At 38.0% G+C, this 20,649-nt stretch carries 19 protein-coding genes and 3 tRNA genes; 14 read left to right on the forward strand and 8 right to left on the reverse strand.

Going from position 1 to position 20,649, the window contains the following annotated elements; translation table 11 throughout:
• Positions 1-925: 925 nt before the first annotated feature.
• A complete protein-coding gene (locus AB4128_RS17915) occupies positions 926-1,378 on the reverse strand; it encodes a hypothetical protein (protein ID WP_372038506.1) in 453 nt (150 codons plus the stop codon).
• Positions 1,379-1,649: 271 nt separating this feature from the next.
• On the opposite strand from AB4128_RS17915, the gene ccoN reads away from it, so the two are divergent.
• The 11 genes from ccoN to ttcA all read left to right on the forward strand — a co-directional run bounded on the left by ccoN (position 1,650) and on the right by ttcA (position 11,626).
• Positions 1,650-3,083, forward strand: a complete 1,434-nt coding sequence (ccoN, locus tag AB4128_RS17920; protein WP_055024514.1) for a cytochrome-c oxidase, cbb3-type subunit I — start codon at positions 1,650-1,652, stop codon at positions 3,081-3,083.
• An 11-nt stretch (positions 3,084-3,094) separates the two neighbouring features.
• Positions 3,095-3,709, forward strand: coding sequence for a cytochrome-c oxidase, cbb3-type subunit II (gene ccoO, locus AB4128_RS17925; RefSeq protein WP_055024513.1), 615 nt, complete (start codon positions 3,095-3,097; stop codon positions 3,707-3,709).
• A 10-nt stretch (positions 3,710-3,719) separates the two neighbouring features.
• Positions 3,720-3,896, forward strand: a complete 177-nt coding sequence (locus AB4128_RS17930; protein WP_055024512.1) for a cbb3-type cytochrome c oxidase subunit 3 — start codon at positions 3,720-3,722, stop codon at positions 3,894-3,896.
• Positions 3,896-4,864, forward strand: a complete 969-nt coding sequence (ccoP, locus tag AB4128_RS17935; RefSeq protein ID WP_055024511.1) for a cytochrome-c oxidase, cbb3-type subunit III — start codon at positions 3,896-3,898, stop codon at positions 4,862-4,864. The genes AB4128_RS17930 and ccoP overlap by 1 nt, the downstream gene beginning before the upstream one ends.
• A gap of 114 nt (positions 4,865-4,978) precedes the next feature.
• Positions 4,979-5,458, forward strand: coding sequence for a FixH family protein (locus tag AB4128_RS17940; protein WP_055024510.1), 480 nt, complete (start codon positions 4,979-4,981; stop codon positions 5,456-5,458).
• A gap of 5 nt (positions 5,459-5,463) precedes the next feature.
• Positions 5,464-7,857, forward strand: coding sequence for a heavy metal translocating P-type ATPase (locus AB4128_RS17945; RefSeq protein WP_372038509.1), 2,394 nt, complete (start codon positions 5,464-5,466; stop codon positions 7,855-7,857).
• Positions 7,854-8,117 (forward strand): cbb3-type cytochrome oxidase assembly protein CcoS, encoded by a 264-nt coding sequence (gene ccoS, locus AB4128_RS17950; RefSeq protein WP_372038512.1) that lies wholly within the window; start codon positions 7,854-7,856, stop codon positions 8,115-8,117. The genes AB4128_RS17945 and ccoS overlap by 4 nt, the downstream gene beginning before the upstream one ends.
• Positions 8,110-8,799, forward strand: coding sequence for a sulfite exporter TauE/SafE family protein (locus AB4128_RS17955; protein WP_065108086.1), 690 nt, complete (start codon positions 8,110-8,112; stop codon positions 8,797-8,799). The genes ccoS and AB4128_RS17955 overlap by 8 nt, the downstream gene beginning before the upstream one ends.
• A gap of 55 nt (positions 8,800-8,854) precedes the next feature.
• A complete protein-coding gene (gene etrA / locus AB4128_RS17960; protein ID WP_055024506.1) occupies positions 8,855-9,607 on the forward strand; it encodes an electron transport transcriptional regulator EtrA in 753 nt (250 codons plus the stop codon).
• An 81-nt stretch (positions 9,608-9,688) separates the two neighbouring features.
• Entirely contained in the window at positions 9,689-10,618 is a 930-nt protein-coding gene (gene uspE, locus AB4128_RS17965) for a universal stress protein UspE (protein ID WP_372038514.1), read from the forward strand.
• Positions 10,619-10,687: 69 nt separating this feature from the next.
• Entirely contained in the window at positions 10,688-11,626 is a 939-nt protein-coding gene (gene ttcA / locus AB4128_RS17970) for a tRNA 2-thiocytidine(32) synthetase TtcA (protein WP_372038516.1), read from the forward strand.
• Positions 11,627-11,703: 77 nt separating this feature from the next.
• Here ttcA and AB4128_RS17975 read toward each other — a convergent pair whose 3' ends face one another.
• Together AB4128_RS17975 and AB4128_RS17980 are read right to left on the reverse strand one after the other, a co-directional pair.
• Positions 11,704-12,348 (reverse strand): DUF2987 domain-containing protein, encoded by a 645-nt coding sequence (locus AB4128_RS17975; protein ID WP_372038518.1) that lies wholly within the window; start codon positions 12,346-12,348, stop codon positions 11,704-11,706.
• Positions 12,349-13,155, reverse strand: coding sequence for a glucosaminidase domain-containing protein (locus tag AB4128_RS17980; RefSeq protein WP_372038519.1), 807 nt, complete (start codon positions 13,153-13,155; stop codon positions 12,349-12,351).
• 173 nt (positions 13,156-13,328) lie between these two features.
• Here AB4128_RS17980 and yvcK point away from each other — a divergent pair, with 173 nt between their 5' ends.
• Positions 13,329-14,225, forward strand: coding sequence for a uridine diphosphate-N-acetylglucosamine-binding protein YvcK (yvcK, locus tag AB4128_RS17985; RefSeq protein ID WP_372038521.1), 897 nt, complete (start codon positions 13,329-13,331; stop codon positions 14,223-14,225).
• A 141-nt stretch (positions 14,226-14,366) separates the two neighbouring features.
• On the opposite strand, the gene AB4128_RS17990 is transcribed toward yvcK, so the two are convergent.
• The 5 genes from AB4128_RS17990 to AB4128_RS18010 all read right to left on the reverse strand — a co-directional run bounded on the left by AB4128_RS17990 (position 14,367) and on the right by AB4128_RS18010 (position 18,352).
• The gene (locus AB4128_RS17990) at positions 14,367-15,560 is read right to left on the reverse strand and encodes an amino acid aminotransferase (protein ID WP_372038523.1); all 1,194 of its coding nucleotides are present in this window, start codon (positions 15,558-15,560) and stop codon (positions 14,367-14,369) included.
• An 804-nt stretch (positions 15,561-16,364) separates the two neighbouring features.
• Positions 16,365-16,450 (reverse strand) — tRNA-Leu (locus AB4128_RS17995).
• 50 nt (positions 16,451-16,500) lie between these two features.
• A tRNA-Cys gene (locus AB4128_RS18000) sits at positions 16,501-16,574 on the reverse strand.
• Between the two features lie 17 nt (positions 16,575-16,591).
• A tRNA-Gly gene (locus tag AB4128_RS18005) sits at positions 16,592-16,667 on the reverse strand.
• 248 nt (positions 16,668-16,915) lie between these two features.
• Positions 16,916-18,352 (reverse strand): glyceraldehyde-3-phosphate dehydrogenase, encoded by a 1,437-nt coding sequence (locus AB4128_RS18010; protein ID WP_372038524.1) that lies wholly within the window; start codon positions 18,350-18,352, stop codon positions 16,916-16,918.
• A gap of 202 nt (positions 18,353-18,554) precedes the next feature.
• Between AB4128_RS18010 and AB4128_RS18015 the strand changes: the two genes are divergently transcribed.
• Together AB4128_RS18015 and gap are read left to right on the forward strand one after the other, a co-directional pair.
• On the forward strand, positions 18,555-19,385 hold the full coding sequence (locus tag AB4128_RS18015; RefSeq protein ID WP_372038525.1) for a DUF2989 domain-containing protein: 831 nt from the start codon (positions 18,555-18,557) through the stop codon (positions 19,383-19,385).
• A gap of 236 nt (positions 19,386-19,621) precedes the next feature.
• The gene (gap, locus tag AB4128_RS18020) at positions 19,622-20,632 is read left to right on the forward strand and encodes a type I glyceraldehyde-3-phosphate dehydrogenase (RefSeq protein WP_055023940.1); all 1,011 of its coding nucleotides are present in this window, start codon (positions 19,622-19,624) and stop codon (positions 20,630-20,632) included.
• Positions 20,633-20,649: the final 17 nt, after the last annotated feature.

The following is a 20,649-nucleotide window of genomic DNA, read 5'->3' on the forward strand; positions in this document are numbered from 1 at the left end:
ATGTGTATATCTTTAGATTAACTTGCCTATGACAGATATCGAATTTATCACCCAGTTGTTTTCCAAAGACACTCAGTTGTTTTCCAAAGACAATGATTCGTTCTTGAAACAATCATTGGTCTTGTTAGAACTTCGTCAGATTGTGACTTTAATTGAGACTTTATAAATAATGACTTTAAACAATACTCGTGAGATGTAAAAGTGATCTCATGAAGCATCTCATTGGAGACATTCATGCTTGATTGTTTTAGCTAAATCAGCGCGTATATTCAATGGCTGTTGTCTTGAACACAGTTATGCCACCTTCAGATATTTTATGGCCAGTATTCATATTTGCAGAATAGCCTGCAGATTAAAAGACAACTCAGAAGTCAAAGCTATTGCCAGGTATGCATAGCTAATAAAATGAAAGTTATAAGCAAGATATACTTATCAATTACAGAGTTATTGCTAATCTATTGTTAGGAGATTTCTTGATACCAACCTGAACAACGAAACTAAGTAACCTATTGAATAAACGAATCCTTTAAGCTTAATTAGCTCTAACACGCTTAAACTCAAGTAAGGTCGGCTATGTCAATCCTGTCAGTTTCAAGCTGACTTTCTTGTTCAATCAGATCCATAAATTGACTGGCGTTAGTACAATTAACCCTTTTTTTGCATGATAATAAACACAGTTGCCATAGCTTTTGTTTTGTTTGTTGATCCAAACTTTTAAAGTCTGCTACACATAAATGTCCGCTTTGAATAAGTAGAGCCATTTTTTCTAATGGGATAGATATGTTTAAATTAGCCATAATGTTAATCTCTAATTGAACCTAGACTAATTATAGCTTAATGATAATGATTATCAATAGCGTTTATTCTTTTTTAAATACAGATTGAAATAGTCCCTCCTATATAAGTCAAGCTAACAACTAACACATTAACCGGAGTTGTCGGCTAAGAAGTCAAACCAAGTAGATTGAGTTTGACCTTGATATGAATAGCTGACAAATGCTCGCCATACCATGTAATCACTGCTGCATGAACCATAAATACCAGTGCCAGTGTAATTAACTTCATCAACAGATTGAAGATTAATAGGGATGACTCCCATAAACATATCTCGCCCTTCAATTCGCATCTGAACATCTGAAACAGGCGCAGAAAAGTGTAATTTAATCTGTAATGGTTTTTCACTTGGCGCAAAAACCGGGTTAATCATAAGCCCCACTACGAGATCATTAACATCTTGATTACAAACTTCACGATGAAACTGACATAAAGTCTGATCGATCGATTGTATGACTTTATGTTCTGCATGCGTTTGTGAATCGCATCCCACTAAATTAGTAATAAAAAATAACAAGAAAACGGCTTTTGTTAAAAGCTGCACAAATAATAACCTCATGACTCATTTTGATAACATTATCTTTAGGAAATTGATCTGGATCAAGTTTACTCATGGCCAGTGAGTATCTTTTTTGACGCAGCTCAAGTATCATTGCATTGCCTCGTGATAGATATTAAAAACATGAGGTAATACCTTGACATAGCGGTAAAAACCAACTTCAAAACAGTTTGTTTTTTCGTCAAGTGTCACCTGAACAGGTAAAGCACCGTCTTTACTATAATTAAAAGTAAAAGTAATAAGCCGTGGAAGCATTATGATGAATCATTCCCAGCCTACAGGCGCTGATTACAACTACACTATTGTTCGCCAATTTGCATTAACCACTGTTTTGTGGGGAATCGTTGGTATGGCAGTAGGTGTATTGATTGCGGCCCAGTTAATCTGGCCTCAACTAAACTTCGAAACACCATGGTTAACGTATAGTCGTCTTAGACCGCTTCATACGAATGCCGTGATTTTCGCGTTTGGTACTTCAGCCCTATTCGCAACATCCTACTATATCGTACAACGCACCTGTCAAACCCGTTTATTTGCACCTAAATTAGCTGCATTTACATTCTGGGGATGGCAAGCCATTATTCTCTCAGCTGCAATCACGCTACCAATGGGTTTTACCTCTGGTAAAGAATATGCAGAACTTGAGTGGCCTATTGATATTGCAATCACCGTTGTGTGGGTAGCATATGCAGTAGTGTTCTTTGGCACAATCATTAAACGAACGACGTCGCACATTTATGTTGCAAACTGGTTCTTTGGTGCTTTCATTATCACGGTAGCAGTACTTCACATTGTGAATTCAATGGCAGTACCTGTCAGCTTATTCAAATCGTATTCTATGTACTCTGGCGCAGTCGATGCCATGGTGCAATGGTGGTATGGCCATAATGCGGTAGGTTTCCTACTGACTGCTGGTTTCTTGGGTATGATGTATTACTTTGTTCCTAAGCAAGCTGGACGTCCTGTTTACTCATACAGACTGTCTATTGTTCACTTCTGGGCATTGATTGCACTGTATATTTGGGCAGGTCCTCACCACTTACATTACACAGCTTTACCTGATTGGACACAAACATTAGGCATGGTGATGTCGCTGATTTTATTCGCTCCTTCTTGGGGTGGCATGATCAACGGTATTATGACCTTATCAGGCGCTTGGCATAAGCTACGTACCGATCCTGTGTTACGTTTCTTAGTTGTTTCATTATCTTTCTATGGTATGTCTACCTTCGAAGGACCAATGATGGCAATTAAAACTGTAAACGCCCTTTCCCATTACACAGACTGGACTGTAGGTCACGTGCATTCAGGTGCGTTAGGCTGGGTTGCGATGGTGTCTATTGGTTCTTTATATCACCTTATCCCGGTATTGTTCGGTCACGGCCGTATGTACAGCACTAACCTTGTTAATGTTCATTTCTGGTTAGCAACAATTGGTACTGTGTTATACATCGTAGCAATGTGGATTTCTGGTGTTATGCAAGGTCTTATGTGGCGTGCTGTTAACTCTGATGGAACATTAACTTATAGTTTCGTTGAGAGTTTAGAAGCCTCTTACCCATTCTACTTTGTACGCTTTATTGGTGGTGTGTTCTTCTTAACTGGTATGTTCATTATGGCGTACAACGTTATGCGTACAGTGAATGCCCCTAAAGATTCTTTACCAGCATTAGCTGAAGAAAAAGCATAAGGAGCAGAACGATGAAATTTAATCATGAAATAATCGAGAAAAACATCGGTCTGCTAGGTATCTTTACCGTTATTGCTATCAGTTTTGGTGGTTTGGTACAGATTACTCCGCTTTTATTTGCTAAAGATACGACTGAACCAGTTGAAGGGTTAAAGCCGTATAATGCTTTAGAAATTGAAGGTCGCGACATTTATGTTCGTGAAGGCTGCTATAACTGTCACAGTCAAATGATCCGCCCTTTACGTGCTGAAACTGAACGTTATGGTCACTACTCTGTAGCTGGCGAATCTGTATGGGATCACCCGTTCCAATGGGGTTCTAAACGAACAGGTCCAGATTTAGCTCGTGTTGGTGGACGTTACAGTGACAAATGGCATGAAGTGCATTTAATCAATCCACGTGATGTTGTACCACAGTCAAATATGCCAGCTTACCCATGGTTAGCTGACAACCGACTAGATGGCAAACTCACTGGTAATAAGATGCAAATCTTAAGTAATTTCCACCCGGATCATAATTTGTATACCGAAGAAGAAATTGCTGGCGCACAAGCGGCTGTTGAAGGCAAAACTGAATTAGAAGCGTTAATCGCTTATCTTCAGTCTTTAGGCCACGCGCTTAAATAAGGAGGCAATTATGGATTATGGAACGTTACAAGGCATTCTAACCATTATTGTTATGGTCGTTTTTGCCGGCATATTTTACTGGGCCTATAGCTCAAAAAGTAAAGCTGGCTTTGATGAAGCCGCAAACTTAATTTTTTCAGAAGAAGAAATTGCAAAACAAACTCAACATTCAGGAGATAATAAGTAATGAGTATCTTTTGGAATGTTTGGATTATTTTCCCAACACTGTTAGTTATTGCAGGTTGTTTCTTACTTCTTCGTGCTTGTTCAAAGAACAAAACAGGTATTGAAGAAGGTGAATCAATGGGGCATAAGTTTGATGGTATTGAAGAACTCAATAACCCACTCCCTAAGTGGTGGGCTTATATGTTCTACATCAGTATTGTATTTGGCTTAATTTACTTGGCTTTATATCCTGGTCTTGGTAGTTACCAGGGGTTATTTGGTTGGACAAGCTCTAATCAAAGTGTTGGTTATGAAGAAGGTATTAAAGTTGATTCAAAAAAGGCTGTTGAACTTGCTAAAAGTGAAAACCGTCTTTCACAATACGACCGTGAAGTTGCCGCTGCAGATGAAAAATACGGCCCTATCTTTGCTGCATACTTAGCGACTCCTTTAGAAGAGTTAGTTAAAGATGAAGAAGCTCTAAAGGTTGGTGGACGTTTATTCCTGCAAAACTGTGCTCAGTGTCATGGCTCTGATGCTAGAGGTAGCATTGGCTTCCCTAACTTAACTGATAATAATTGGTTATACGGTGGTGAGTTAGCTACGATCAAAACATCTATTATGAACGGACGTAACGGTATGATGCCGCCTAAAGGTGGATTACCAATTGAAGACAGCGAAATTCAAGGTTTAGCTGAATATGTCTTCAAACTTTCTGGCCGTGATCATGACGCTACACTTGCTGCGCAAGGTCAGGCATCATTCATGAAAGGTTGTTTTGCCTGTCACGGTATGGATGGAACTGGTAATAAGTTCATGGGTGCACCAAACTTAACTGACGATGCTTGGTTATATGGAAGCAGCCGTTTACAAGTAATGCAATCTATTGCTAATGGCCGTTCAGGTGTAATGCCTGCATGGAATGATATTCTAGGCGAAGAAAAAGTCCATGTGATTTCTGCTTACGTTTATAGCTTATCAAACAAATAGTTACAGCTTGATAACATAAAGGCTTCGTGAAAACGAAGCCTTTTTTTTAAGTGATTATTAAGGCTTTTCGAGTTAAAATAAACACATAATAATTCTTATTTTTAGGACCGTTTTATGTCTGCCCCTCTCCCTTGGTATAAGCATTTTTGGCCATGGTTCATCATTGTACTTTTACTAGTCGTTGTACTTAAAAGTATGGTTGCAATGAGTATTGCCATCGACAATGCAGATTCGCTAGTTTCAGATGATTATTACAAAGAAGGCAAAGCCATCAATATGGATTTGCGTAAAATAAAGCAGGCTAAAAATCTTGGTATGCAATACTTGGTAGAAGTTGATGATCACGAATTAAAAATTTCTCAACATGGCGGGCCAGCATATACAGCAGCACTTAAAGTAAGCTTTATCCACCCCACTATTGAAGAAAAAGATTTTAATATCAATGCTACAGCTGATGGCGAAGGTAATTACCGAATTGGTTTATCTAATGCTATATCTGGACCGTGGAATGTTCGACTAGAAGGCTTCGATGCAAGTTGGAGAATTCAGCAACGAATTGAAATTACAGACGATGTTGAATATTGGTTGAACTAATTTAAATGCAGAATTGTTTTCATTGCAACGAGCCCGTAATCACAAAAGACGAGTTTACAACGGTTATCGACAATCAGCCACGTCAGATGTGTTGCCCAGGTTGTCAGGCTGTTTCTCAAGCGATTATTGATTCAGGTTTAAGCAGTTATTATCAGTATCGAAGCGAACCAGGAAGTCGTCAAAATGCCTTGGTTCCAACTGAATTATTACAATATTCAGCGTATGATTTGCCAGAAATTCAGCAGGATTTGGTTCATGCGGTCGAAAACAATAGTACCCTATCATTATCAATAGACGGTATTACATGTGCAGCTTGTGCTTGGTTAATTGAACATAAATTAAAGCAGCTCAATGGCATCATCAGTATCTCAGTAAACTCCACCACCCAACGTGCTTTAGTCTCATGGGATAATCAATGCGTCAAACTCAGTGAAATCCTCGCTGAGATAAGTCGTATCGGTTACCAAGCTGCCCCGTATCAAGTTGATGAACAAGAAAAACAAAGTAAGAAAGAAGGAAAAAAGTTCCTGTTAAGACTGGGACTCGCTGGCTTTGCGACGATGCAGGTCATGATGTTTGCACTGGCACTTTATTCGGATTATTTTGTAACCTACGATACTGAAATGCGAGATTATTTTCGCTGGGTCAGTATGACATTAGCCGCTCCCGTTGTGTTTTACTCAGCTCAACCTTTTTATTTTAGTGCAGTAAGAAGTTTACTTGGCGCTCGAGTCAACATGGATTTATCTGTTTCGATTGCCATTATTGGTGCTTATATTGCGAGTTGTATTGCCACAATTAATGGAACAGGTGAAGTCTATTTTGAATCAGTTTCTATGTTCACTTTCTTTTTGTTACTTGGAAGATACTTTGAACAAAAAGCCAAGCAGACAGCATCAGAAAGTTCGAGTAATTTACATAAACTCATACCGCTAACAGCGCACCGAATTACCGTCGATGAAAATGGTACTGACAGTATTGAAGAAATACCAGCTAAAAGGCTCAATATTGGCGATAAAATATTGATAAAACCTGGCGATGTTGTAGCTGCTGATGGCGTCATTATTTCTGGCAAGTCCGGCGTCAATGAAGCGATGCTAACGGGAGAGCAACTGCCTGTCTTAAAAGTCACTGATGACTGTGTGTTTGCTGGCACTATCAATATCGACCAGCCCATCACAATTACTGTTACGGCACTGGGTCAAGACCAGCTAGTTGCTGAAATAATACGGCTGCAAGAAATCGCATCAAACAACAAGCCTAAAATTGCGTTAATGGTCGATAAATCCGCAAGTTACTTTTCAACATCCATTATTGCTATTGCTGCTTTAACCTATGTTTTTTGGCATTTTATTTCACCAGAAGATGCGTTTTGGGTCATGTTGTCAGTGTTGGTCGCTACATGTCCTTGTGCCCTAGCCTTAGCAACACCAACAGCAATAACATGTTCGACAGCGATTTTGACTAAACTTGGGATAATCATTCGTAAACCTGGTGTATTTGAAAAACTTCCTTTAATTGAACATGTTGTTTTTGATAAAACTGGAACATTAACTTGTGGTTCAGTGTCAATTAACCATATTGTCGTCACCGATAACATAGATGAGTTAACTGCTAGCCGCTATGCAGCAGCAATGGAAGTCGGTTCATTGCACCCAATTGCCAAAGCATTCGCAAATATCGAGCTTGATGGGATTACAGCTCTAAATATTACTAACCATGTTGGTTTGGGGCTTTCTGCTGTTATTAATGATTCAACCGTGAAGTTAGGCAACGCACAATTCGTTGGCGTTGATGCAAGCTTATGTCACGGCCAGCTACTCTGGCTATCAGTAGATGATTTAATATGTGCATGTTTTGTTCTCCAAGATGCGATAAGAGAAAACAGTTATAGCGCTGTGAATGGATTAATTAGCGCAAATGTAGACGTCAGTATTGCGAGTGGTGATACTTCAGAGCATGTATTAGCTATTGCGAAAAAACTTAACATTAAAAATAGCTATGCGGGATTAAGTCCAAAAGATAAACTGGACTTAGTCAACAAGTTACAACAAAAGCAAAACGTCGCTATGTTTGGTGATGGAATCAATGACGCACCGGTTCTTGCTGGGGCAAACTTATCTGTTGCAATGGGAAGTGGTAGTGCTATTGCTAAAAATAGCGCAGATGTCATTCTTCTTGGCGATCAATTATCTAAATTTAGCCAAGCAATAACCGTGGCTAAAAAAACTAATCAAATCATAAAGCAAAATTTAATTTGGGCGTTTGCCTATAATATAATTATTTTACCGCTTGCGGTAACAGGTCATGTTGTTCCCTATATTGCCGCTTTAGGGATGTCATTAAGCTCTATTATTGTTGTTTCAAATAGCCTTCGTTTGCTAAGGATAAAACCATGAGCATCATTTATGTATTAATTCCAATAGCAATGTTATTTGTTGCCGTCGCTGTTGCTGTATTTTTTTGGGCTGTAAAATCTGAACAGTTTGATGATCTCGATAGACAAAGTGTTTCAATTTTATTTGATGAAGACGATGCAACTCAAACACTTAAGAAAAATACCGAACAACAAAATAGTCATCAAGAAACTGATTCTGCATCTGAATCTTCAACAGCGATAAAATCAACAAAAGCAACCGAGTCTACACAAGGTGATTGAGTACAATGTTTGGGGAGCATTTCTAGTAGGGCTAATGGGAGCTGCGCATTGTTTCGGCATGTGTGGTGGCTTAATTGGTGCCTTTGCGAGTAATTTACCTAATACTAGCGGTAATAGACTCGCAAACCAGTTAAGCTTTTTAATTAGCTACAATGCAGGTCGAATTATAAGTTATGGATTAGCTGGTGCGTTAGCTGGCGCCAGTACTGCAGCTTTAGGCTATATGTTTGATGTTGACAGTTACTTGATCGCCCTACGATTATTTGCTGGCATTATGATGATAGCAACAGGTTTGTATATCGCTCAATTTTGGTTTGGCATTGTACAGATAGAAAAACTCGGCCAAGGGTTATGGCGTGTGCTTAAGCCGATAGCTAATCGATTATTGCCAATTAAGAATCGATATCAAGCTGTTATTGCTGGCATGATTTGGGGATGGCTTCCCTGTGGCTTAGTTTATAGCACATTAACTTGGTCAGTGGCGTCAGGGGATGCTTTAACTGGTGCATTAATTATGTTGGCATTCGGTGCGGGTACTCTACCTGCTTTATTAAGTGCCGGCGTTGCTGCAAAAACATTATCGACTTGGGTTCAAAAGAAGAACGTAAGGCGCTTAAGTGGGATCCTTATTGTAGTATTTGGATTACAGACTATTTATATCGCAATCATGCAGCTAAACTAGCTCAAGTAATGTTATTAGTTTAACATGGTGATGTAGTAATTAATTGAGAATATATATGCCTACAGATCAAACAAAACAACTTCGCGCATCAACAGGTGGTTGTGCCATTCATTGTCATGATTGCAGTATGGAGTCGCTTTGTATTCCTTTTACGCTAGATAACAACGAGCTAGATAAGCTCGATGAGATTATTGAGCGTAAAAAGCCCGTTCAGAAAGGCGATCAAATTTTCAAATCTGGTGATCCTCTTAAATCTCTTTTTGCAATCCGTTCAGGCACAATTAAAAGTTTCACGATCACTGAACAAGGTGATGAACAAATTACTGGCTTTCACCTTGCAGGTGATGTTATTGGATTTGATGGTATTCATTCTCAAACTCATCAAAGTTTCGCACAAGCCCTTGAAACTGCAATGGTATGTGAAATCCCTTTTGAAACGCTCGATACTTTATCTGGCACGATGCCAAAGTTAAGACAGCAAATCATGCGCCTAATGAGTAATGAAATTATGGGCGATCAGGAAATGATTTTATTACTTTCTAAGAAGAATGCAGAAGAACGTTTAGCAGCCTTTATTAACAATCTAGCTAATCGATTTGGTAGCCGCGGCTTCTCGCCACATGAGTTTAGATTAACCATGACACGTGGTGATATTGGTAATTATTTAGGGTTAACTGTCGAAACAATCAGCCGTTTATTAGGTCGTTTTCAAAAGTCTGGCTTAATTGAGGTTAAAGGTAAATACATTACAATTATTGATCATGTCGCATTAAGTCAACTTGCTGGTAATGCACGGATTGCCACCTAATAAATTTTCCGTTTTATGATCTGACGCAACGACTTAAAACGCAATAACAGTGATAGTGATATAAAACAGCTTGGAGGTTTTATGAAGGATTATAATAAGATATTAGTTGTCATTAACCCAATGACCGACCATCAACCTGCATTGGCTCGAGCCGTTGAACTAGCTTCAAAATCCAATGCCACTATTACTGCTTTCCTTACGATATTTGATTTTTCTTATGAAATGACCTCGATTCTTTCTAGTCAAGAAAGAGAAGCAATGCGTCAAGGTGTGATAGATCAAAGAGAAAGTTGGTTAGCTGAAGCTATTACTCCGTATGCCCAAACAGACTTAAATATTGACACCAAAGTTGTTTGGCATAACCGCCCTTTTGAAAGCGTTATTAAATTTGCCATAGAACAAAATTATGATTTGCTTGTTAAAAGCACTCATGAACATGACAAGCTAAAATCAATTATCTTCACTCCAACGGATTGGCATTTATTACGTAAAGCACCTATCCCAGTTTTAATGGTCAAAGAACATGATTGGCCTGTTGCTGGTAAGATTTTATGTGCAGTAAATGTAGCAACTGAAGATGAAGAACATTCTACATTAAACACAAAAATCATTGAAAACGCACTTAACCTAGCAGCTAAGTTCTCTGCACAAATTCACTTAGTTAATGGATACCCTGGTACTCCAGTCAATTTAGCTATTGAGTTACCAGAATTTGATGCAGTTAGTTATAACGATACCGTTAGAATGCAGCACGAGCAACGCATTCAATATTTAGCCAATAGCTTTAATATTCCGCTTGAAAATTGCCACGTTGAAGAAGGTTTACCAGAAGACGTAATACCTGAACTTTCACAACAATTAGATGCTGAGCTGGTTATTTTAGGCACCGTTGGTCGTACTGGTTTTTCAGCAGCATTGATTGGTAATACAGCTGAACATGTAATTGATAGCATTAATTGTGATTTACTCGCTGTAAAACCTGACGGTTATAAATCACCTCTCGAAGACTAAAGGCTTTACCATAAGCCAGAATGCTGGAATAATACGCGCCCTGAAACGATAGTTACTGGGCGCTTTTTAATGTCAGAATTGCAACAACAAGAAAAACAATTGGCAGAACGCCAATCTAAATTACAAAAAAAATTACGTCATGAAGTTGGACGTGCCATCGGCGATTACCAAATGATCGAACATGGTGACGTAGTAATGTGTTGTCTGTCTGGCGGTAAAGACAGTTATGCAATGCTAGATATCTTATTAAACCTTCAAAAACGAGCGCCAATTAAGTTCGATATTGTTGCGGTTAATTTAGATCAGAAACAGCCTGGTTTCCCTGAAGATATCTTGCCAGCTTATCTTGATACTCTTGATGTCGCGTACCACATTTTAGAAAAAGATACCTATTCAATCGTAAAAGATAAAATCCCTGAAGGTAAAACGACCTGCTCATTATGTTCTCGTTTGCGCCGTGGCACACTTTATGGCTTTGCACAAAAAATTGGAGCGACTAAGATAGCTTTGGGCCATCACCGCGACGATATTATCGAAACATTATTTTTGAATATGTTTTTTGGTGGAAAAATGAAAGCTATGCCGCCAAAGTTATTATCTGATGACGGCGCTAACATGGTTATACGCCCATTAGCCTACTGTAAAGAAAAAGACATTGCTGAATATGCGGAATTAAAACAATTCCCTATCATTCCATGTAACTTATGCGGTTCTCAAGAAAATCTTAAACGCGGTGCAGTTAAAGATATGCTTAACCAGTGGGACAGAGATTACCCTGGACGTATTGAAACCATTTTTACAGCTATGCAAAATACTTCTCCATCTCAAGGCGTTGATAGAAATGTGTTTGATTTCTTATCACTACAACGTGATGCAGATGCGCCACTTTCAGGTGATGTCGCTGAATCAGATTTACCCGCTTTTGATTTTTTAGATACGACCAATAATGGTCACATTAATCTAGATGAAGCAGCTAAGATTGATATTGTAACGACTTATAAACCGTAAAAACATACATTACGTCCCACAATAAAAAGCCCTCGAATGAGGGCTTTTTTGTCTTTGCTTGATTCAAACGCAAACTGTTAATTTACGTATGGGCTTAAAATTATCGGCTGTTTTGAAAAAGAGAGCTGCTTTATAGTTTCAATTTCTGCAGAGGTAAGCTGTAATTTATCGCTAACAATGCTGACTTTACCATCTATGTTCGTCTCTACAGGTAAGTCAGTTGAAGCAAATGAAAACGTTAATCCAGTAATCGGTTTACGAAAATACTTCATAGGAAATCCTTGTTGACCATCGAGCAAGGCATCCATGTCATTTTTTACAGCAACTAATTCGTCTTGATTATAAACAGATTGTACCTTCTTAGCTCTTACTTGCATGGCAACACCACATTGACTCGCGTCACCTGATACTTGCAAATTTATTAAGCCTCTATCTGATTTCAATTGGGCATCAAAGGGTAAGTAAAGACGCTGCTGTTTGTCATAAGTTAATGGGTATTGATGTTTCTCAGTGGTGATATTCCCTGAGATAATTTTACAATTTTCTTTCCTTGGGACACTAAATACAACTTCAACTAGCTGGTAGTTATTTTTGTTAACTTGCTTGAGCCGTTCGTAAAACCCTGCATAAGGAATTGATACTGAATCTGCTAAAACTGCTAAAACTGCTGGTGATAATAAAAATAGCGCTAAACAAGAAGCTAATTTTCTTATTTTTTTCATTTATAGTCCTGCTAAATAAGCTTTGTTATGACGAAGCATTTCTAATAGCTCGTCTATATAGGCATCTTTTCTTTCTGAGTAGTGTAATAATCCGTAAACGAGATCTTCCGCTGCTGGCTCTTTTCCTTGGCTTCGAAGATCCGCTCGAATAGAACGTAATAATCGATATGCTGAATTAGTGTTTAAATTCAGCATGTATGCAGCAATGGAGTCCTCAGGCGTTTCAAATGAGGCAACCTCATGATTCATCCCTGCTTTTCTAGATAAAGGAACTAATCCACAGCCTTTTGAAAAGCACCACTGGCCAAAATAATTATTACCTTCTTTGGCGAAACGAGAACTTCCCCAACCGGTTTCATTGGCGGCTTGTATAAGTACCATTCTTGCAGGTACTGTATCAACTCGCTCTAATAAAGGAGTTAATGTAACGAGATCAAACTTTTTAACTGTATATTTATATTTTTGAGTTAATTTTTCTAAATTAAAAATCTCTGCGTTAGTTAATGGCTGCTCGTTAGCAAGGTTTGCTAAAACCACCTTCAGAAAATTTCGTTCTTTTTCTATCAGCGCATTTTGATGGTTAACCGCTGGAGACATATAATCGAAAAAGGTAGACTTTTTGGTAGGTATATCTGCGATTGCTGTAAAGTCAGGTACAGTGTCTTCATCGACTTGATTTTGTTCGATCTCAGGTGTTTCAACCAGAATGTTCTCAATTGTAGGAACTAACCACACTCTGATTAGCATTATGCTGATGATTACAAACCCTAAACCAAGGGTAAACTTTCCAATTCTACCGGTTCTCAAAAAAAATCCTTAAAAAATAATTTGGTTAATTATACCGAGAAACAAGATTAATAGCAGCGAAGTATTTATGCTAATATTAATGATGATTCTATTTTTGCATCTTGTGATAGCTTAAATAAATCAATCAGTACAATAGCTTAAAAAATCATCATTACTGTATGAAAGGAATCAATATGATGAAACATGAATTAAATAGTGTCGATAGTATCGTGGCTATTGGAGGAGGACATGGCTTAGGTCGAGTGTTATCTTCACTCTCTTTCCTTGGTCCTAAGTTAACAGGTATTGTAACGACTACCGATAATGGTGGTTCAACCGGGCGGATCCGACAAGATGAAACAACCATTGCATGGGGCGATTTAAGAAACTGCCTTTCGCAACTTGCACATAGGCCAGCCATTGGCACAATGCTGTTTGATCATCGATTTAATGGAGATAATGAGTTAAACGGTCATAATCTCGGGAATATTATTTTATATGCACTAGAGCAGCTATGTGTTCGTCCTCTTGAAGCAATCAAACTAATTAGAACCATTTTAAAAATTGAAACTCGTGTCATTCCTATGTCTGAATCACCAACTCACCTAAGTGCGCTTAATGCGCAAGGTGAAACCGTTTTTGGTGAAATGAATGTTGACGATATGAAAGAGATACCAAGTAAACTGACTTTAGCTCCTAACGTTGCTGCAACTTGTGAAGCACTACAAGCAATCAATAAAGCTGACATTATCATCATTGCTCCAGGCAGTTTTTTAACTAGTGTAATGCCACCCTTACTTATCCCAAGTATTGCTAATGCGATTAAAGACTCACCTGCAAAAGTGATTCTAATCGACAATTTAACGTCAGAGCCTTCGTGTGCATCGTCTTTAACATTGGATGACAAAATAGAATGGATCAATCAATCAGTATCGACAAATAGAATTAATAAAATTATTAGAAACTCTGATGCTATTGATATTGGTGAATTAGTAAGTTATTTCCCTTTAGTCAGTGACCATCATTTAGGTTTGCATCACAAAGAAGCATTAGCAGAAGCGATAGCAACGGTCGTTAGCCAGAAAGCTTAATGTAATGTTTAAAGTTATAGAAAAGCCCTTAAACAATGTCTAAGGGCTTTTACATATTTAGCTAATAATTTAAGACTGTTTTGCTCAACTAATTTAACTTACAAGAAAAACAATCTCTAAACTAAAAATAGGTTAATGTACTTATAAAACCTGAGCTATTGCTTTACAAATTACAGGAATATTTTGTTTAGTCATACCCGCAACACTGATGCGTCCAGAACCAACAATATATACTCCAAATTCGTCTTTTAAACGATTAACTTGTTCTTTGCTTAAACCTGAAAAGCTAAACATACCATTTTGACGAGAGATAAAGCTAAAGTCTTGTTTCACACCTTCGCTTTTTAACGTTTCTACAAATAGAACTCGCATTTCTGCAATACGTTGGCGCATTTCAGCCAACTCTACTTCCCACTCTTGGCGTAAAGTCTCATCAGAAAGTATGGTACTTACAATTAAACCACCGTGCGCCGGGGGATTAGAATAAGTAGCACGAATTGTTTTTTTAATCTGACTAAAACTTTTTTGTGCTGTTTCTTCATTTGCAGCAACGACAGTAATAGCACCAATACGTTCGTTATATAAACCAAAGTTTTTAGAGAAAGAGTTAGCGACTAATAGTTCTGGCACTTTAGCAGCAACAATCCGTAAGCCTTGCGCATCTTCTTCGATACCAGCGCCAAAGCCCTGGTAGGCAAAATCAAATAAAGGGACTAATTCTTTGTCAACACACAATTGACCTACTGTCTCCCATTGAGATGAACTTAAATCAATCCCAGTAGGGTTATGACAGCAACCATGAAGCAAAATAAGATCACCAGGTTGAGCAGCTTGCAAATCAGTTATCATTGCATCGAAATCCATATCGTGGGTTTTTGCTTTGTAATAACCGTACTCTTTTATTGTTAAACCAGCTGTTTGGAAAATATTTTGATGGTTTGCCCAGGTAGGATTACTGACCCATAATGTTTTTGAATCAGTGTTACGAACTAAAAATTCAGCGGCTACACGTAATGAACCCGTTCCGCCTGGTGCTTGAGCTGTGTATGCTCGTTTAGCCTTAATAATGTCATTTTTAGCACCAAATAATAATGTTTGAACTGCTGTGTTGTATAGCTCTACACCTTCAATGCCAAGATAGTTTTTTGTTTTCTCAGCGTCTAATAAAATGGCTTCAGCTTTTTTAACTGTTTTAAGTACCGGGGTTTGTCCGGCTTCATCTTTATAAATACCAACACCAAGATTAACTTTATCGGCACGTGGATCTTTTTTAAATGCGTCTGTTAAACCTAAAATGGGATCTGCTGGAGCTTGAGGGATTTGAGAAAATATCATTACTTCTTTCCTACTTATAAAGTGAACCACAATTTTTAGTATTTATACCATTGTATTGGCATTGGAAATAGTGACATTTAATCAACTAATCAGAAATTGTTCACACTTTAAGGATTTATCATTTTTTATCAGTATAAAATAAATAAAATACAATAAAGATTCTGTTCTCTTAGAAAACTTCAGTAGATATCTCATATTAAATAGACATTCATGCGAGACTTGGTGAGTTTTTCAATTTCGCTAGCGTACGTGTTTTAAGATGCGGGTAGAATCGTTTTTTTGCTGAGTATAATGAGTTTTTATATTGATGTTTACTCACACTGTATTTAATTTAATGCTACCCTTCTGATCCTGCATTCACTAACTTCGCAACAATCTTCAACCTATCAAGTTTCCCCCTTTTAACTCGTATGATTAACAAATATCCGCATATGCATTTGTTACTTTAAACCTAGAAGGATTTGAATCTCCAAAAGCTAGAATTACACGTGCGCCTTAATACTAAGTCGTATGCAATGATGGCATCTGAGGTCAACTTGAATTAGCACGCCCTATTTTAAAAGGACGAGAGGATTTATCTTTCGCCAAACCACGATTTACAGGCACAAAAAAAACCGACTAATGTCGAGGCTTTTTGCACCATACTTACGTATGTAAATAATGGTACCCGAGGCCAAACTTGAACTGGTACGCCCTATCTTATAACGACGAGGGATTTATCTTTCGCCAAAGCACGATTTACAGGCACAAAAAAGCCCCGACTAATGTCGAGGCTTTTTGCACCATACTTACGTATGTAAATGATGGTACCCGAGGCCAGACTTGAACTGGCACGCCTATTAAGCGAGGGATTTTAAATCCCTTGTGTCTACCGATTCCACCACTCGGGCAAAAGTGTTGTTTTAACTGTATCTAAATCAATACAATTAAACAAAATTTGTGGAGGCGCGACCCGGAGTCGAACCGAGGTCGACGGATTTGCAATCCGCAGCATAGCCATTCTGCCATCGCGCCGAAACTTGTTATTGAATTGGAGCGACATATCAGGTTCGAACTGATGACCTATACCTTGGCAAGGTATCGCTCTACCAACTGAGCTAATGTCGCCTTTCAATGCAAGTAATCAATAAGGAGTTAATCTCCGTTGTTGATTTCGAAATGGATTTTACCGTTTTACGCATGACTGTCAATGCAGATTTTTTAAATAATAGCAGTTTTGAATTTGTTTGATGTTTAAATCTACGTATTGAGTGAATAATTAACAATACGAATAAAACTCAAACAATAAAAAAGCACTTCAATTGAAGTGCTTTTTTCAAAGTGTCTTTTAGATAATTAAAGACAGATTAAAAATCTTAAGCTTCTGGTAAAGATAACGTCGTTAATCCAAGCATTTTTTGCATAACACCAACAACCTGGCAGCTATAACCAAATTCGTTGTCATACCAAACATATAATATCGCACGTTTGCCATCAGCAATTGTCGCTTGTGAATCAACAACACCTGCATAGCGAGAACCGACTAAATCACTCGAAACAATTTCAGTTGAGTCGGTGTAATCTACTTGGTTTTTAAGATCTGAAGTTAACGCAATATCCTTAAGATATTCATTTAATTCTTCGCGATTAGTCTCACCATTTAAATTAACACTGATAATTGCCATTGAGACATTTGGTGTAGGAACGCGAATAGCGTTGCCTGTTAATTTACCTTCCATAACGGGTAATGCTTTTGCAACAGCTTTTGCTGCACCCGTTTCAGTAATAACCATGTTTAATGGTGCACTGCGGCCTCGACGGTCAGCACTATGGTAATTATCAATTAGGTTTTGGTCATTGGTATAAGAGTGAATCGTTTCTACGTGACCGTTTTCAATACCATACTTATCGTTAACAGCTTTCAATACTGGTGTAATAGCATTAGTAGTACAGCTTGCTGCTGAAACAATCATGTCTTCAGGTAAAATATCGTTTTCGTTAACACCGTAAACAATATTTTTAATCGCGCCTTTAGCAGGTGCAGTTAACAATACTTTGCTTGCGCCCTTGCTCTTAAGGTGAAGACCTAAACCAGCTTCGTCTTTCCAAATACCTGTATTATCAACTACTAGCGCATTATTAATGCCATATTGTGTGTAGTCGACTTGATCAGGTGAATTGGCATAGATGATTTGAATGTACGTACCATTGGCAATGATAGCATTGTTCTCTTCATCAACTTCAACAGAACCGTTGAACGGCCCATGAACTGAATCACGACGTAATAAGCTCGCGCGCTTTTCTAAATCGCCTTTTTTACCACCACGTAAAACAATGGCTCGTAAACAAAGTTTATTACTCTTACCTGTTTTTTCGATCATTAATCGTGCTAATAAACGACCGATACGTCCAAAGCCATATAAAACTACGTCTTTTGATTCAACATCATCGCCAAAATTAAGACCTGCTTCCAGCTCACGAGTCATGTAAGCTTGAATTTGAGAAGCGTCTTTATTATCACGCCAGTAATTAATCGCTAGTTTACCGATATCAACTTTACAGTGTTTTACTGACAACTTACTTAATGCTTCAACAAACGGAAAGCTTTCACGTAGACGTAATTTTTCACCAATATGGCGACGAACAAGTCGATGCGCTTTAATAATTTCAATTGTAGATGCGTTTAGTAGAGGTTTACCATACACTAAGACTTCAACGCCTTGATTGCGGTATAGTTTTCCTAATAAAGGCTGCATTGCTTCAGCCATTTCGAAACGTTCTTGCCAACTTTGTAGGTGTTTATCAGCGCTCATTAAAAAGATCCTTTATCTCATATTTCAGCTTTTTGTCGCAGAAAGAATTGAGTAACGAAAAGAAAAGACCAATAATCATTATTTGGTAGGGTTAACCCCTTTTGGTCGGCGACATTGTAATGAAATTTATGCGTTTTCGCCAGTAAGAAATTTTTAGTAAACCTGTAATTTTATTAGATAATTTCCTGTTTTGGAGCTAGTTTTGAACAAAAGTTTAGTAATAATTACATCATTTTCAATTTTTGCTGCTTTATTCGGCTTATTTGGTTGTGATGTTGGCCGAAATAGTGGCAGCATTTGTAAAAAAAATCCTGAACTTTGTGCCGATTTACACAAGGATAGTTGGTGTTTAGTAGAAAAAGGAGACTTAATCCGTAGTCGTTATCAATTAAAGATCACTGAAAATCCGTCGGGTAAGCAACTATATGATCAATTAATTAAACTTGAATCTTATAGCAACTGCATTGAACTCGCAGCCGGCGTTAAACATATAATAAACACACATCGAACAGAAGACAGAGAACGTGCTTATGCTGTTAGCACTCAAAACTTAGCCCAATTACAAGAGTACACCAAAGACAATCCCGATATTTACCTTGCATATTATCGTTGGACTAAATTTAATGACTTCCCCTCTCGCGATATTGTTATTAAAGCCGAACAAGCCGGTGAGCTCACTGAAACCTTTATGCTCGCTCAAGTTGCCTCTCACTATATAAAAACAGATATCGCCAGAGCCAAATTACTTTATTTGCATTTACTCTCCCATGTTAAGGCGAGCAATATTGATTCAGATTGGCTCCTCGCTCTCGCAACCATATATAGAAGAGAACAAAATGTACAAAACGAGTATTTGTTAACTAAGGCTAATACTTTAATAAGTGATAACACTGCCTCAGAAGAAAAATTATTAGCGTTAATAGCAAACAATTCAGACTTAGCGGTGCAACTCGATGCAGAAGCGAAAGAACTAGTAAAGGACATCAAGCAAGGAAAGTTTGCAAGCAGTAAGATAAAACATCGTTTTGAATAACCAAATGTAAAATTATTAGCTACACTAAAACACAAATCATTTACAGCACTCGCTGTATTGGACTTTCATAAAAAAGCTCAAAACCGCTTTTATTTTGAATTCTGTAAATAAAATACAGACATATTCACGATAAATGTCGCTTTTTGGGCTTTTTTACTTGACGAAATGCTCTAATTTGGTAATTTTACTACCATACGATTTACGTAACAGATTTATAATCACTTGAGGGATATGCGATGACTATCCGTGTTGCAATTAACGGCTATGGCCGTATCGGTAGAAATGTTTTACGTGCGCTTTATGAAAGCGAAAAGGATTATCCAATCGAAATCGTTGCTTTAAACGATTTGGGTGATGCTTCAATTAATGCTCACCTTACTAAATACGACTCAGTTCATGGCCGTTTCAATGCTAAAGTTGATCACGATGACGAAGCTATTTATGTCAACGGCGACAAAATCTTAACTTTCCAAGAACGTGACCCTTCTAAATTACCATGGGCAGAATTAAACGTTGATGTTGTTTATGAATGTACAGGTATTTTCACATCTAAAGACGCTGTTAAACCTCATTTAGATGCGGGTGCTAAAAAGGTCATCATTTCTGCACCAGGTAAACAAGTGGACGCTACCGTTGTTTATGGTGTTAATAATGAAGTATTAACTTCAGATATGACAGTTATCTCAAACGCTTCTTGTACAACCAACTGTCTAGCACCTTTTGCTAAGCCATTAAACGATTCTATCGGTATTGAGTCTGGTTTAATGACTACTATTCATGCATACACAAACGATCAACGTTTATCAGATGTTTATCACACTGACTTACGTCGTGCTCGTGCCGCTGCAATGTCGATGATCCCAACTCAAACTGGTGCGGCAGCCGCTGTTGGACTTGTTGTTCCTGAACTACAAGGTAAATTTGACGGTTTAGCCGTTCGTGTACCTACAGTAAACGTGTCATTAGTTGACCTAACGTTTGTTGCAGGTAGAGATACTAGCGTGGAAGAGATTAACGAGATCATCACTAAAGCTGCTCAAGTTGCACCATTGAGTGAAGTGCTTGCTGTCAATGAAGAACCATTAGTCTCTATTGACTTCAATCACAACCCTTACTCATCTAACTTCGATGCAACACAAACTCGTGTTAATGGTCGTTTAGTTAAAGTAATGGCTTGGTACGATAACGAATGGGGTTTCAGTAACCGCATGCTAGATAATACTGTCGCATTAATGAATGCTAAGTAATTGTCTAGTCCTAAAAT

The organism is Shewanella sp. 10N.286.52.A9 (assembly GCF_041468985.1).
In the GTDB taxonomy this organism is placed as follows: Bacteria; Pseudomonadota; Gammaproteobacteria; order Enterobacterales; family Shewanellaceae; genus Shewanella; species Shewanella japonica.